This window comes from Bacteroides sp. RCH18, assembly GCF_058231005.1.
In genome coordinates this window covers 3,026,377-3,042,060 of record NZ_JBIPTC010000001.1, presented here as the reverse complement: position 1 = coordinate 3,042,060, position 15,684 = coordinate 3,026,377, and the positions used below count along the sequence as shown (strand labels likewise).

At 42.1% G+C, this 15,684-nt stretch carries 9 protein-coding genes; all 9 read left to right on the top strand.

The features are described 5' to 3' along the window. Positions 1 to 507 precede the first annotated feature (507 nt). Positions 508 to 1,431 carry a glycoside hydrolase family 43 protein gene (locus ACHLI0_RS12165; RefSeq protein ID WP_490749577.1) on the top strand — a complete coding sequence of 308 codons (924 nt, stop codon included), beginning with the start codon at positions 508 to 510 and terminating at the stop codon, positions 1,429 to 1,431. 20 nt (positions 1,432 to 1,451) lie between these two features. After that, positions 1,452 to 2,999 carry a glycoside hydrolase family 76 protein gene (locus ACHLI0_RS12160; protein WP_490749251.1) on the top strand — a complete coding sequence of 516 codons (1,548 nt, stop codon included), beginning with the start codon at positions 1,452 to 1,454 and terminating at the stop codon, positions 2,997 to 2,999. 602 nt (positions 3,000 to 3,601) lie between these two features. Next, on the top strand, positions 3,602 to 4,663 hold the full coding sequence (locus ACHLI0_RS12155) for a glycoside hydrolase family 88/105 protein (RefSeq protein ID WP_490749576.1): 1,062 nt from the start codon (positions 3,602 to 3,604) through the stop codon (positions 4,661 to 4,663). 142 nt (positions 4,664 to 4,805) lie between these two features. Beyond that, positions 4,806 to 7,517, top strand: coding sequence for a glycoside hydrolase family 2 protein (locus ACHLI0_RS12150; RefSeq protein WP_490749250.1), 2,712 nt, complete (start codon positions 4,806 to 4,808; stop codon positions 7,515 to 7,517). 104 nt (positions 7,518 to 7,621) lie between these two features. Beyond that, positions 7,622 to 9,013, top strand: a complete 1,392-nt coding sequence (locus ACHLI0_RS12145; RefSeq protein WP_195591615.1) for an FAD-dependent oxidoreductase — start codon at positions 7,622 to 7,624, stop codon at positions 9,011 to 9,013. Between the two features lie 38 nt (positions 9,014 to 9,051). After that, complete coding sequence (locus ACHLI0_RS12140) at positions 9,052 to 10,200, top strand: beta-1,2-mannosidase (protein WP_310508009.1); 1,149 nt, start codon at positions 9,052 to 9,054, stop codon at positions 10,198 to 10,200. Positions 10,201 to 10,247: 47 nt separating this feature from the next. Further along, entirely contained in the window at positions 10,248 to 11,351 is a 1,104-nt protein-coding gene (locus tag ACHLI0_RS12135) for a glycoside hydrolase family 88/105 protein (RefSeq protein ID WP_054959150.1), read from the top strand. Positions 11,352 to 11,731: 380 nt separating this feature from the next. Beyond that, the gene (locus ACHLI0_RS12130; RefSeq protein ID WP_490749249.1) at positions 11,732 to 13,765 is read left to right on the top strand and encodes a hypothetical protein; all 2,034 of its coding nucleotides are present in this window, start codon (positions 11,732 to 11,734) and stop codon (positions 13,763 to 13,765) included. A 43-nt stretch (positions 13,766 to 13,808) separates the two neighbouring features. After that, positions 13,809 to 15,620, top strand: coding sequence for a glycoside hydrolase family 2 protein (locus tag ACHLI0_RS12125; protein ID WP_490749248.1), 1,812 nt, complete (start codon positions 13,809 to 13,811; stop codon positions 15,618 to 15,620). Positions 15,621 to 15,684 lie beyond the last annotated feature (64 nt).

The following is a 15,684-nucleotide window of genomic DNA, read 5'->3' as shown; positions in this document are numbered from 1 at the left end:
TATCGCAAATTTTGATTTGATTCAGAATGGGTTTGTGATAGCTTGCGTTTTAAACATTAAAAATGAAGAATGTTTGTAACATTTATTTTTTAGATAAAAAATATGAAAAATACACACTATAGGTTATTTTTAAACGTATGTTTAATATTAGGTACTATTTTCTTTTTGTCTTGTGGCGGAGGTGATGATTCGCTACTTAATGAGAATGATCAGAAAGAAGATGATGGGCAGAAAAACGAAACAGTTATAGAGTCTGTTTCCGATTTTACAGCGAAAGAGACTAATAAGGCAAATGAATTACTATTGGAATGGAAAAATCCATCAGGAATTGTCGCTGTGGAGATATCTTATTTCTTGGAAGAAAATGAGAAATCTCCTGCAATTATAAATGTGCGTGTATATGGTGAGAAAAATAGCAAATATACACTCCAATTATCAGAATTTGGAACCTACCAAATTGCTGTTGTAGCCGTTGATAATTATGGTAAGCGTTCCGAGAAAGTGACGATTTCAGCTACTCCAGCCGAGAAAGACGTGATTGACCCGGATATAATAGCAGAGTATAAATTGCCAATTGCCGATCCTTTTGTGTTATACCATGAAGGTAAATACTATGCATATGGAACTCGTGTTAACGGATTCGAAGTGTATATCTCTGAAGATTTGAAGCAATGGAAGCGAAATGATATAAAGGCTTTGTCACCAGAAAATTCTTGGGGAACTAAATGGTATTGGGCACCGGAAGTATACTATGTGAAGTCGAAGAATCTATTTTATATGTTTTATTCAGTGGATGAACATATCTGTGTCGCTACTTCTACTAGCCCGGAAGGTCCATTCGTACAGAGAGAAAAGAAACCTATTGTAGCAGATGAAAAAGGAATTGATACCTCATTTTTTATAGATGATGATGGTACTCCTTATCTCTATTATGTGCGATTTACCGGGGGAAACGTGATTTGGGTAGCAGAAATGAATGATGACTTGACCAGTATAAAAAAAGAAACATTGACTAAATGTATAAGTGCTACTGAACCTTGGGAGAAGAAACAAGGTACGATTGCCGAAGGTCCTTCGCTATTGAAAAAAGGGAATACTTATTATCTGATATATTCGGCAAACCATTATGAAAGTAAAGACTATGCTGTAGGATATGCAACAGCTAGTTCTCCTAAAGGACCTTGGACCAAGTATAGTGGAAATCCAATTCTCCGAAGAGACAAAGAGGCTGCTAAGTCTGTAGGACTAGTCGGTACAGGACATGGAGCACCGTTTGTCTGTGCCGATGGAAGTTATAAATATATCTTTCATGCTCATGCAAGTGAGACTAGTGTAGGTCCTCGTACTTCTTATATCAGTAACTTCAATATCTCCGATAAAGGAGTAATTAGTATTACAGGAGAAACGATTGAACCGGTGAGAATAAAGTAACCATATAAACCAGAAGTACCATGAAAAATATCCGATTTAATATGCTGTTAGGTATCTGCTTCTTTCTCTTATCTGCATTGCTAGGTGCATGTGGTGGGGGCGACTCGCCTATCACGGATGAAATAGATGATGGAAAGCAAGATGGGCAGGGGCAAAAAACAGTACCTCCGGTTACCAATCTTGTGGCGGAGAAAACGGAGAGAGCGAATGAATTGCAAGTGAGCTGGACTAATCCAACTGGAGCTATTTCTGTAGAAATCTCTTGTTTGTTGGAGGGAGATAAATCCGAGAACGCAGTGAAGAAAAACATACGTATTGCTACAGAAAAGGTTAGTTCACTGTTAATCGTTGTCTCTGAACCGGGAACATATATTGTAACTGCTGTTGCTGTCGACAATTATGGGAAACGCTCGGAGGAGTTGACGGTCACTGCTACGCCACTTCGTGAAGAAGAGGTGGTGAGAACCCGTTTCCTGGAAAGGGCCGACATCCTGATGACTTCGTTAATGAATCTTTGTTTCGGAAAGTCTGCACGTGACTGTTGGAATACAAGATATCCGCTTGCTACCGGACCTTATTGGGATGGAGATGCCGTAGTTTGGGGTCAAGGAGCGGGACTTTCTGGCTATGTAGCTTTGCGCGGAGCTTCTGTCGGGGTATCTGCTTATGAAAAAAAGTATGCAGATTTGACTGACCGTATGTTTAACAGTATCAACCGTTTTATCACAACTGACAACAAGCGCAGCGCTTACGCAGTTTATCCGCAAAACGGAAATGAGAGATATTACGACGATAATGTCTGGATAGGACTGGATATGGCGGAACTGTATGAACAGACAAAGGAAAATCGTTTCCTGGAGAAAGCAAAAATGGTTTGGGATTATTTGATGGTGGGGAATACCAGTTCATGTGGCGGTGGTATTCTTTGGAGGGAAATACCGGCATACACTAATAAACATACGTGTTCTACCGCACCGGCTGCAGTATTGGGATGTAAATTATATCAGATAACCAAAGAGCAGAAGTATCTGGATAAAGCTAAAGAATTTTATGCATGGTTGATACAATACATGCAAGATCCGAGTGATCACCTTTTCTATGATAATATTACTCCTTCGATGACTATAGGTAAAAGTAAGTACAGTTACAATTCCGGTCAGCCAATGCAGGCTGCTTGTTTATTGTACAATATAACAGGAGAACAACAATATCTGAATGAAGCGCAGCAGATTGCCCGTTCAGCCCACAGTAAGTGGTTTACCTTGTATGACTCAAAAGAACTGGGAGAAAAGTTTTATCGTATAAATGGAGATCATGCCTGGTTTTATTCTGTATTGTTTCGTGGTTTCCTTGAGCTGTATAAGATTGATGGAAGAAGGGATTATGTCACTGCGTTCGAGAAGAGCATGTTGCAGGCTTGGATGTCAGAATGCCGGAATCAAACAACTAATCTGCTGAGTAATAATTATTTTATCGGTAAAACGAATTCTTCTTGGCAAGTCCTGCACGAAGGAGCTTTTGTCGAGATGCTGGCTCGTTTAGCTGTACTGGAACTAGAAGGAAAATAATGAAGAATAAGATGTATAAAATGAAAAATGATAGTTGGATACATGATATAGCGAAGGCACTTTGTTGCATATTCCTGATAATGACATCGGGTGGTATGCTTTATAGCTGTTCCAGTGAAAATGAAGAACCTGTGCCACCGGTTCAGGAAGGTACGGGAAATGACGAAAAGGAAAAATACACCTATGTGTATCAGTTGAAGGCAGATAATTATAATATGCCGACAGAGGGTACTATCTCTCCTGAGTATGATGACTCTCCTGAGGGAAAAGATATTAGTAGTTTGGTTGATGGAGACTGGACAACTTCTTTCTATACTCCTAATAATTCTGTCTCTATCATCTGGAAGGGAAAAGAACCGGTTATAGCGCGTTATTATTCGGTTATGGCAACCGGAGATAAAGAAGGAAATGCACCTGGTGCGTGGTCTCTTTACGGATCGAATGACAATGTGAAGTGGACCGAACTAGATAATAGAATTCGGCAGGAGTTTGAAAAAAGGGAGAAAAAGTTTTTGGAGTTGAGACATAAGGAGGCGTATCAGTATTATAAACTGACCATTCATCGGAATCAAGGCGGAAAAGGAATCGAAATTCAGGAATGGATGTTACAGACCAAGCGGACAATTGATACTCCCTTACTGACTGATTTTCCGGAAGGGAGTACTCCTAAGGAGATAGGGAAACGGTTGGGAAAACTTTTTGCAAAGGGGAAACATAATGGGAAAACTCTCAGTTATCCGGAAACTTTTACTTGGAACGGAGCATTGAAATATGCGGAAGTAGCGAAAGACAATGAACTGGTCCGGTCCTTGAAAGATGGGTTTGAGTCTTTTTTTACTACTGATAGGCATTTTTTGCCTGGGATGGACCATGTTGACCGGAATATGTTCGGTAGTCTTCCTCTCACATTGTATCTGATCACTAAAGATGAACGATATCGGGAAATGGGTATACCTTACGCAGATACCCAATGGGAAGTATCGGAAAATGCAAGTGCAAGTGCGAAGTCATGGGCAGCGAAGGGATATAGCTGGCAAACTCGTTTGTGGATTGACGACATGTATATGATTCCTGTCATTCAAACGCATGCTTATAAAGTGACCGGTGAATTGAAATATGTTGAGCGCGCTGCTAAAGAAATGGCGATGTATCTGGATGAGTTGCAACGTACGAATGGACTTTTCTATCATGCACCAGATGTACCCTATTTTTGGGGAAGAGGAAATGGATGGATGGCGGCAGGGATGGCAGAAGTACTTCGCTATCTGCCAGAATCTAGCCCATATTATTTGCCTATTGTAAGAGGTTTCCAGCGTATGATGGCAAGTCTGAAAAATTATCAAACAGAAGAGGGCATGTGGAGACAGTTGATTGATAAACCGGACTGCTGGGTAGAAACATCGGGCTCGGCTATGTTTACTTACGCATTTATTATGGGAGTGAAATATGGATGGTTGCCGATAAAAGAGTATGGTGAGGCTACTCGAAGAGCATGGTTGGCTATGCTTACTTATATAAACTCGAACGATAAAGTAAGAGAAGTGTGTGTCGGTACCAACAAAAAGAACGACATGCAGTATTATTATGATCGTCCGCGTAATACGGGAGATTATCATGGACATGCACCCTATCTTTGGTGTACGGTTGCTCTTCTGGAAAAATAACGATGAATACGGGCAATTTTGTCTTTTATTTAAGTATTTTGGGACTAAAATCTTATTTATTGACCTGTTTTTGGCATGTTGAATAAAAGGAAACCTCTACTTTTGTTCCATGCCAAAAACCATTTAAAACTATAACATAAATATGCACAACTTTGTTAAGACCCTTTTTTCTGTTTTGCTACTACTTTTCTGTTCAGTATTGACTGCACAAAATAGGATGAATGACGCCAGAGACCTTAATCGTATCTGGCTTGATTCGGAAGTCACCCATCATGGAGATTATCAGTGGAAAATGATAAAAGCAGGCGATACCACAGATCCGGGTGAGAAAATATCTTCATCAGATTATCCGACAGAAAAATGGTTGCCAGCCATTGTTCCCGGTACAGTCTTAAATTCTTTGGTGTATAATCAGAAATATCCCGAACCTTATTATGGAGTCAATAATAAACTTGAATCAAAGTTGATTCCTGATCTCTCTCAGGTCGGACGTGACTTTTATACTTATTGGTTCCGTACAGAGTTTGCAGTACCTCAGTCTTTTAAGGGGAAGAATGTTTGGTTGCAGCTGGACGGTATCAATTATCGGGCAGAAGTATGGGTGAATGGAAATCTGCTTAGTACGATCAATGGTATGTTCATACAGGACTATATCAATGTGACTGATTTTGTAAAGATAGGAAAGAATAATGCATTGGCTGTCAAAGTGTATCCGGTTGATGTTCCCGGAAGTACTAAGCCGAAGTCCTGGGGGGCTGCCGGAGAATTTCATAATGGTGGTAACGGTAATATCGGATTAAACACTACGATGTTGATGACTGTAGGCTGGGACTTTACCTTTATGGATGGTATCCGTGATCGTAATACAGGTATCTGGAAAAATATTTCTATCTATGCTACCGGAAAGGTAGCTCTACGTCATCCGTTTATTAAGTCTGAATTGCGCAAACCGGATTATGACCAGGCACGTGAGACTGTATCTGTAGAAGTGATCAATCCGTCAACTAGCAATAGTGGTATTAATTGCAAAGTAAAAGGTGAGATTGTTGGTGAGAATATATCCTTTGAGAAATCATTCCGGGTGATTCGGGGAGAACAAAAACTGGTTACTTTTTCTCCGGAAGAGTTTCCGCAACTTGTGATGAATTCTCCTCGCTTGTGGTGGCCGGTCAACAAAGGACCGCAAAACTTATATGATTTGAAGTTGACCGTATCGGTTGACGGAGTGGTTTGTGATTCCGTAAAGACGAGATTTGGCATTCGTGAAATCACTTCCGATACTAAAACACCGGACAAATCACGTGTCTTTTATGTGAATGGTAAACGGTTGTTTATCCGTGGTACGAACTGGATACCGGAAGCTATGTTGAGACACTCTGACGAACGTACTTATGCTGAATTGCGCTATACCCGCCAGTCGGGCGTCAACCTTCTGCGTATGTGGGGAGGTGGTATTGCTGAATCTGACTATTTCTTCCAGCTTTGTGATGAATTGGGCTTGCTGGTATGGCAGGAATTCTGGATGACAGGGGATACTCGTCATCCGCATGACAAGGCTCTCTATATGAGTAACGTGGAGTCTACAGTGAAGCGTATTCGTAATCATCCGTCTTTGGCTTATTATGTTGCTTCCAATGAAAGCACAGAAATGACCGGTACTCCCGAACTGCTGAATCAGTTGGATGGTACACGCGGATATCAGATGCAGTCGGAGTGTGCCGGAGTACATGATGGCAGCCCTTATAAACAGGTGAATCCGATGCAGCATTATGAAAATACAGCTTCTCCACGAGGTAGTCGTGTAGATGGCTTTAATCCTGAATATGGTGCACCGACTCTTCCTACAGTAGAAATACTCCGGGAAATGATGGATGAGAAAGACCTGTGGCCTATCAACAAAGAAGTGTGGGATTATCTGGATGGAAATGGTTTCCATCTGATGACTACTATGTATACAGACTTGGTAAATCATTATGGAAAGTCATCTTCGATTGACGAATTTGCTCAGAAAGGACAATTGCTGGGTGCAATAAACTCCAAGAGCATTTGGGAAGTATGGAACTATAATAAACTGGATTATGGTGACCGTTTTTGTTCAGGGCTTTTGTTTTGGTATCATAACTGTTCTATGAGGCAGGTAGCTTCCCGTATGTGGGACTGGTCTCTGGAGCCGACAGCTTCGCTTTATCACACGGCCAATTCTTTAGAACCTTTGCATGCTCAGTTCGATTATCTTAAAAATACGGTTTCCGTAGTGAATGATTTCTATCGTTCTTTCGATAACTACAAGGTTACAGCACAGGTGTATGATATAAATAGCCGGAAGGTGTTTGAAGAATCGGCTGCTATTAATCTACCGGCTGATGGAGTAGCGAATGATGCGTTGACTATTCGTTTTCCCGAAGACATCTCTCAGGTTCACTTTATCAAATTAATACTGAAAGATGAGAAAGGGAAAGAAGTTTCTTCTAATTTCTACTGGCGTTCCAACGATAAGTACGAAGGAAAGACGACCTTGACCGGTCCGGCAGCCTCTGGCTTTGAGGATTTGAGTAAACTTCGGACTTCTAAAGTGAAACTGGCTTATAAGGTGAGGGAAGAAGGTGATAACTATTTTGTTGATATCACTATGAGGAATACATCCAATCAGATAGCTTTCTTCAATCAACTGCAATTCCTTAATGCAAAGATGAGTCCGATACGTCCGTCATTCTATACGGATAACTTCTTCTCCCTGACTCCGGGTGAAAAGAAGACGGTAACGATCGAGACGGCAAAGGAAAAACTGGGTGAAGGAGCAATATTGGTATTAAAAGGATGGAATATCGATAGTCAAAAGCACAAACTTAAGTAAGATGAAACTTAAATTTATGGTTGCATTGATAGGCGGATTGTTTAATTGAGTGTTAGTGAATCGGACAAAGGAACTAATGTTCACCAAATGATAAATAGAATACTATGACTTCTAGAAGAGAATTCTTAAAAAAAGCAGGGCTGTTGACCGCAGCTTTCACTGTACCTACTCTCAATACGCAGGGAGAAACAACGCAATCCAGGCTGAGTCTGAAGAATACAAAGATTGCCGTAGATGATCGGTGGGATGTTATTGTAGTTGGCGGAGGGCCTGGCGGTTGTGCTGCCGCTATCTCGGCAGCACGCGAAGGGGCCAAGACTCTATTGATTGAAGCAATGGGGCAACTTGGCGGGATGGGCACAGCTGGTATGGTTCCGGCATGGTGTCCGTTTTCTGATGGTGAGAAGATTATTTATAGAGGTCTGGCAGAGAAAATTTTTGAAGCTTCGAGGAAAGGAGTACCGCATGAGAGAAAACAGAAAATGAATTGGGTGAGTATAAATCCCGAATATCTGATGACAGTTTATGATCAGATGGTTACTGAATCGGGAGCCCGAGTACTCTTCTTCTCAAGAGTTGCTGCTGTAGAAAAAGCAGCCGATGAAACGGTAGACGCTATCATTGTCGCAAATAAATCCGGGCTTGTTGCTTTCAAGGCAAAAGTTTTTATTGATGCGACAGGTGACGGGGATTTGGCGGCATGGGCAGGCGCATCATTCAAGAGAGGAGATGATAGTGGGGTGGTACAGAGCTCATCTTTATGCTTCTCGTTTGCTAATGTCGATAGCTATAACTACAATCTGACAGGACCCTCATTACATACTAGTAATAAGAACAGCCCTGTTTATAAAGCGATTGAGTCTGGGAAATATCCATTGATAGATAAGCATTTTAATAGTAATTTTATTGGTCCGGATGTGGTGCAGTTCAATGCCGGACATCTTGCTAATGTCGATTCAACTGATCCTTGGGCGACTACGCAGGCAATGATGGTAGGTCGGCAAATTGCAGGACAATATTTGGAAGCAATGAAGGATGTTCAGCCCAAAACTTTTGGTAGTGCTTTTTTGGTGAAGACTGCTTCTTTGCTTGGAGTCAGAGATAGCCGTCGGATTGAAGGTGATTATACTTTTACGGTAGAGGACTGGAAAGAACGTAGAACTTTTGAGGATGAAATCGGACGTAACTGTTATTATATAGATGTTCATAAGCCCGGTCATAAAGAGACACGTTATAAAAAAGGAGAATCTCATGGAATCCCTTATCGCTGCCTGACACCTAAAGGACTGAAAAATGTATTGACTGCAGGACGCTGTATATCTACTGATGAAGAAGCATTCGGGAGTTTACGGGTAATGCCTCCTTGTCTGGTGACTGGCGAAGCTGCCGGAATGGCTGCAGTGCATGCTATAAAACAGGCAAAGAATGATGTCCACAAAATCGATACTGATTATCTGCGTAAAAGATTGAAGGAGGAGGGACAATATTTGTTGTAAAGGTAAATGATTTATTATGAATAAAGCAGGAAAATAGGATGAAACTAAAACTCGTAATTAGTCTGACCGGTATATTGATGTTATGTGGATTTACCATGAAACCTTCTACGGATACGACTACAGGTAAGGAGGATAACAGAAGTTGGGTACTCGGTCCTTTCGTACGTCCTGAAGGTGCTAATCCCGTAATTTCACCTCAACCTACTTCTTTTTATTGTCCGATGCAGAAGCAACAGGTGAAGTGGGAAGAGAGTGATACATTCAATCCGGCGGCTACCGTGAAAGACGGGAAAATAGTCGTACTTTACCGGGCGGAAGATAATTCAGCACAGGGCATCGGTAAAAGGACTTCACGTATCGGATATGCTGAGAGCACGGATGGAGTCACAATGACAAGACTGGACACTCCGGTATTATTTCCAGCGGAAGATAACTTTAAAGGTATAGAATGGCCCGGTGGCTGTGAGGACCCACGTGTAGCAATGACGGAAGACGGACTGTATGTGATGCTTTATACGGCATGGAACCGGAAGACACCGCGTATCGCTGTAGCCACCTCCCGGGATCTAAAGAACTGGACAAAGCATGGACTTGCTTTTGAAAAGGCCTACGACGGACGCTTCACTAAGATAGCCAGTAAATCTGCTTCCATACTGACCAAAGTAAAGAAAGAAAAGCTGGTTATTGATAAAGTAGACGGCAAGTATTTCATGTACTGGGGAGAGTATGCTGTTCACGCGGCTACTTCTGACAACCTTGTAGACTGGTATCCGGTACTGGACGAAAAGAATGAATTAAAGAAGTTGGCGAGACCGCGTAAAGGGCATTTTGACTGTCAGATGACAGAATGCGGACCTCCGGCTATACGAACCCAAAAGGGTATTGTGCTTCTGTATAATGGAAAAAATGCAGGAAAGGACAGGGATACCTCATATCCGGCAGGTGCTTATTGCGCCGGACAATTTTTATTTGATAATAATGATCCTTATAAAGTACTAGACCGGTTGGACAAACCTTTCTTTGTGCCTGAAGCACCTTTTGAGAAGAGCGGGCAATACAAAGATGGAACAGTATTTATCGAGGGACTGGCATATTACAAGAAGAAGTTATATCTCTATTATGGTTGTGCGGACTCAAGAATAGCAGTGGCCGTGTGCGACAATGTAAAGAACCTGAAGGTTAAATAACTCCCGTAGATATTCTATAATTGTATAATAAATAAAAATAAGTCGTTATGTGTAAAAAACTACTTTTATTATTGCTCTTGTTGCCTTTTCAACTATTATCAGCTCAGACTAAATTGCTGACGGACTTCCCGGAAGGATACACTCCCGAAGAGGTCGGTAAGCGTTTGGCATACCGCTTTGTAGGCGAGAAGCACGCACTTCATGCCGGTAAATGGATTGGATATCCGGAAACATTCTACTGGAATGGCGCGCTGAAATATGCTGCGGTAACAAAAGATAAAGAGTTGATAAAGCTTCTGGAAGATAAGTTTGCCCCTTTGTTTACATCAGAGAAGGCACTGCAGCCGATTATGAATCATGTGGATTTGAATATGTTCGGTAGCCTTCCACTGGATATGTACCGGGTGACAAAGGATAAGAAATACTGGTATCTTGGACTGCCTTATGCCGACTCTCAGTGGGAAGTTCCCGCAAATGCAAAGCCTAAAGAAAAGGAATGGGCTGAAAAAGGGTATTCCTGGCAGACACGTTTGTGGATTGATGATATGTACATGATTACGATTGTGCAGACTCATGCGTATAAAGTGACGAAGGACCGTAAATATATCGACCGCGCAGCGAAAGAAATGGTGATGTACCTGGATGAATTGCAACGCCCGAATGGTCTTTTCTATCATGCACCGGATGTTCCTTTCTATTGGGGACGTGGGAACGGATGGATGGCGGCGGGTATGTCGGAACTGCTCCGTTGTTTGCCAAAGAAGCACAAAGACCGTGCTCGTATCTTGGAAGGCTATCAGAAAATGATGAAAAGCCTGAAGGAGTATCAGAATGCAGATGGTTTATGGAATCAGTTGATTGACAAGTCTGATTGCTGGACAGAGTCATCCGGATCGGCTATGTTTACTTTCGCATTCATTATGGGGGTGAAGAATGGCTGGCTGGATGCGGAAGAGTATGCACCTGCTGCCCGAAAAGCCTGGCTGGCATTGGTTCCGTACGTTAATGAAAAGAATCAGGTCAGAGAAGTCTGTGTCGGAACCAATAAAAAGAATGATCTACAGTACTATTATGATCGTCCTCGTCGTACTGGTGATTATCATGGACAAGGTCCCGTTCTTTGGTGTACTGTCGCTCTTCTGGAAAAATAACAGAGTATTTCCTTATTCTTGTTTTATTGCCGCATAAATCAAGGAGAATCATAGTCCGTAGTTTCCCTTTTGAGAGAGGGAAACTGCGGATGCTTTTATCATAACGGATATGGCTGCGTGAGACTGGATCTTCAAATATCGGCACTCGATGAACAGGCAAAAAGGACATAATATGTTCTGTTTTGGTACTATTTTACTCATTCTGCATCCATTTAGAACGAATTCTTTTACTAATTGCTCAATTTGTTTTACTGAGATAAGGTGATCTTCGCTAATTTTGTCCTCGTTGATAAGAGCCGGTAATGGCTTGGGAAATATATCTAAATAAAGTATTAACAGAATCAGGATTAGTGCTGATTCATATAATTATGATGAGCTGTATGAACTTAAAATTCTTGCTTTGTGGAATAGCTATCGGGCTATTGACCGGGTCTGTCTGGGCCGTTAATTATACACCGGAACAGGTCAATGCACATATTTCTTTGAAAGTGCCCGGAAATAAGGCTAAGCAGTACCCTTTAATTTTAAAGAGAACGCAGAATGATAATTCTGCCTATCAGTTAGTAGCCTCTGAAAATATTCCGCTGACGATTTCTCAAAAGGTCAAGGAAGCTAATGGGCGTCTACATATTGACATGTGCATTACAGCTCTGGAGGATGTGTACTTTAACTATGGACAGAATGTGTCTACCGGTTTCCGTCACGACGATTGCTTGTTTTATATGCCCGGATTTTGGTATCGCCGTAATCTGCGCTCGCCCAAAGAAGCTCCTTCATTCCATACATCTGATAGTTGGGTAGTCCGTGAGGATAGATTGAGTGCTCCATTGACGGGCATCTATAATGAGAAGGACAAGCGATATATGACGATAAACCGACTGGATAAGTTTACGACCGACGCTTTGACTACACATAAGGAAGGTGAAGTGATTCTTTCCGGAAAAACATCCTTGGGTTTTACAGGTTTTGAAAATCAAAATGGAGTGGCTGCGCTTTCTTTCGGTTTCCCCTATGAGGAAGCTCCCAGAAGCTATATCCGTAAACTGACATTGGCTCCTAAAGTAAAAGCTTTCCAACTGCTGAAGAAAGGGGAAAACATCATGTTAACTTGGGAAATCTCGGAAAACAGTGCGGATGACTTCTCCGATTTTGTACGTCATGCCTGGGAATATTCTTATGATACTTACGCTCCGAAACCGGTTGACACTCCTTACTCCATTTCTGATATGAAGCAGACGCTCAGCAATTACTTTGTGAATAGCTTGGTAAGCAAGCCGGAGTTGACCTATAATTCGGGCGTCGGTCTGCGAACAGATGATTGTAAGAGTAACGGTGAAGCGGAAATCGGTTTCGTGGGACGTGTGCTCTTGAACTCGTTCAATGCTTGGGAATATGGCTGGGAAATCAATCGTGAAGAACTGAAGGAAAATAGTCTTAAGATCTTTGACAGTTATCTGAAGAATGGATTTACACCGGCGGGTTTCTTTAAGGAATTTGTCAATTTAAATCGTGGGTTTGAAGAACCGGTACATAGCATTCGACGTCAATCTGAAGGAATTTATGCGATACTTCATTTTCTGGCATACGAAAAGAAACAGGGACGCAAGCACCCGGAATGGGAACAGCGTGTCAAACAGATGTTTGAAATGTTCCTGAAACTTCAGAACGCTGACGGCAGCTTCCCCAGAAAATTCCGTGATGACTTTACGATTGTGGATAAGAGCGGAGGTAGTACTCCTTCAGCAACATTGCCATTAGTGCTGGGATATAAATATTTCAAGGACAAACGATATCTTGCCAGCGCCAGAAAGACAGCTGAATATCTTGAGAAAGAACTGATCTCCAAAGCAGACTATTTCTCTTCCACACTTGATGCGAACTGCGAGGACAAAGAAGCATCACTGTATGCAGCCACTGCTACATATTATCTTTCACTGATTACGAAAGGCGAAGAACATAAGCATTATGCTGACCTGACAAAGAAGGCCGCCTATTTTGCCCTGTCATGGTATTATCTGTGGGACGTTCCGTTTGCTCCGGGACAGATGTTGGGAGACATTGGCATGAAAACCCGCGGTTGGGGAAATGTGTCGGTGGAAAATAATCATATCGATGTATTTGTTTTTGAATTTGCTGACGTGCTTCGTTGGTTATCCAAAGAATATAAAGAGAACCGCTTGTCTGATTTTGCAGAGGTGATCTCGACCTCCATGCGTCAGTTGCTGCCTCATGAAGGCCATATGTGCGGCATTGCCAAGGTCGGCTATTATCCGGAAGTGGTTCAGCACACCAACTGGGATTATGGAAAGAATGGAAAAGGATATTACAACGATATTTTTGCTCCCGGCTGGACGGTTGCTTCCTTATGGGAACTTTATACTCCCGGACGTGCGGAGACTTTCCTGAAGAAATAAAACAGTACAGGTTGTGTCCTGCAGAAACCTTTTAAATTATATCATGATGAAACAATTGATTATCTTATTAGTCGTATTTTTAAATTGTTCGTATCTGTCTGCTCAGTGGAAACCGGCAGGAGAACGGATTAAAACAGAATGGGCTACCAAAATAGACGTTGAGAATGTGTTGCCCGAGTATCCCCGCCCCATTATGGAACGTCCGGACTGGGTGAACCTGAACGGGTTGTGGAATTACGCCATAACTCCGGTAGGGCAGGCGGCTCCTCAAAAATATGAGGGACAGATCCTGGTTCCTTTTGCGATAGAATCCAGCTTGTCCGGTGTAGGAAAAAGACTTGGAAAGGAAAATGATTTGTGGTACCAACGCAAATTCTCTGTGCCGTCAAAATGGAAAGGCGAACGTGTATTGCTGCATTTTGGAGCTGTTGACTGGAAAACAGATATTTGGGTAAATCAAATTAAAATAGGACAGCATACTGGTGGCTTTACTCCTTTCTCATTCGATATCACTCCTGCCTTGAAGAATGGAGAGAATGAACTGGTAGTAAAGGTTTGGGACCCGACGGATAGTGGTACTCAGCCCAGAGGAAAACAAGTGAATAAGCCCTCCGGTATCTGGTATACGCCGGTTAGTGGAATATGGCAGACAGTATGGCTGGAACCTGTGCCTGCACAGTCTATCACGAACATCAAAACAACTCCTGATATCGATCTGAATAAACTGACAGTAGAAGTTGCTACTGATGAGAAGAAGCTATCGGACAAAATAGAAGTGAAGGTGTTCGATGGAAAGGAACTGGTGGCTAAAGGAGTTTCCATTAATGGTATTCCTGTTGAAATAGCCATGCCGGCTGATGTGAAGTTATGGTCACCGGAGTCCCCTTCTTTGTATGATTTGGAGATCAGCCTGTTCGAAGGTAATAAGCTGGTGGATAAGGTCAAGAGTTATGCTGCCATGCGTAAATTCTCTACCAAGAGAGACAAGAACGGCATTGTGCGCTTGCAGTTGAATAATAAGGATCAGTTCCAGTTCGGTCCTTTGGATCAGGGCTGGTGGCCCGATGGGCTGTATACGGCTCCTTGTGATGAGGCATTGGTATATGATATTCAAAAGACAAAAGACTTTGGTTATAACATGATCCGTAAACATATCAAGGTGGAATCGGCTCGTTGGTATACGCATTGCGACCGTTTGGGAATTATTGTATGGCAAGATATGCCGAGCGGAGATAAGAATCCGGAATGGCAGATGCGCGAGTATTTTACAGGAACGGAGAAGAAACGTTCCACAGAATCAGAAGCAACCTATCGAAAAGAATGGAAAGAAATCATCGATTGTCTTTATTCTTATCCTTGCATTGGTACATGGGTACCGTTTAATGAAGCCTGGGGACAGTTCAAGACTCCTGAAATTGCAGAATGGACCAAACAATATGACCCTTCACGCTTGGTGAATCCTGCCAGTGGTGGTAATCATTATACTTGTGGTGATATGCTTGACTTGCACCATTATCCGGGGCCGGAAATGTTTCTGTATGACGCCCAGCGTGCTACAGTACTCGGAGAATATGGTGGTATCGGCCTGGTGTTGAAAGAGCATCTTTGGGAACCGGATCGTAACTGGGGATATGTTCAGTTTAATACTTCTAAGGAGGCAACCGATAAATATATGGAATATGCCAATGTATTGAAAGAACTGATTCCCCGTGGATTCTCGGCTGCTGTCTATACGCAGACTACGGATGTGGAAGTAGAAGTAAACGGATTATTGACTTATGACCGTAAGGTTATCAAACTGGATGAGAAAACATTGAGGAAGATGAATAAGGAGATCTGTGATGCTCTGAAATAACCGACTCAATTTACTCATGATATTTATCTGATTGTTGGTATGGGGTGGACTAAAAAAACTTTTT

What these genes read in the sequence shown, in the direction of transcription:
- ACHLI0_RS12160 (WP_490749251.1), top strand. Translation starts at nt 1,452, where the DNA reads ATGAAAAATATCCGATTTAATATGCTGTTAGGTATCTGCTTCTTTCTC.
- ACHLI0_RS12155 (WP_490749576.1), top strand. Translation starts at nt 3,602, where the DNA reads ATGTTACAGACCAAGCGGACAATTGATACTCCCTTACTGACTGATTTT.
- ACHLI0_RS12150 (WP_490749250.1), top strand. Translation starts at nt 4,806, where the DNA reads ATGCACAACTTTGTTAAGACCCTTTTTTCTGTTTTGCTACTACTTTTC.
- ACHLI0_RS12145 (WP_195591615.1), top strand. Translation starts at nt 7,622, where the DNA reads ATGACTTCTAGAAGAGAATTCTTAAAAAAAGCAGGGCTGTTGACCGCA.
- ACHLI0_RS12140 (WP_310508009.1), top strand. Translation starts at nt 9,052, where the DNA reads ATGAAACTAAAACTCGTAATTAGTCTGACCGGTATATTGATGTTATGT.
- ACHLI0_RS12135 (WP_054959150.1), top strand. Translation starts at nt 10,248, where the DNA reads ATGTGTAAAAAACTACTTTTATTATTGCTCTTGTTGCCTTTTCAACTA.
- ACHLI0_RS12130 (WP_490749249.1), top strand. Translation starts at nt 11,732, where the DNA reads ATGAACTTAAAATTCTTGCTTTGTGGAATAGCTATCGGGCTATTGACC.
- ACHLI0_RS12125 (WP_490749248.1), top strand. Translation starts at nt 13,809, where the DNA reads ATGATGAAACAATTGATTATCTTATTAGTCGTATTTTTAAATTGTTCG.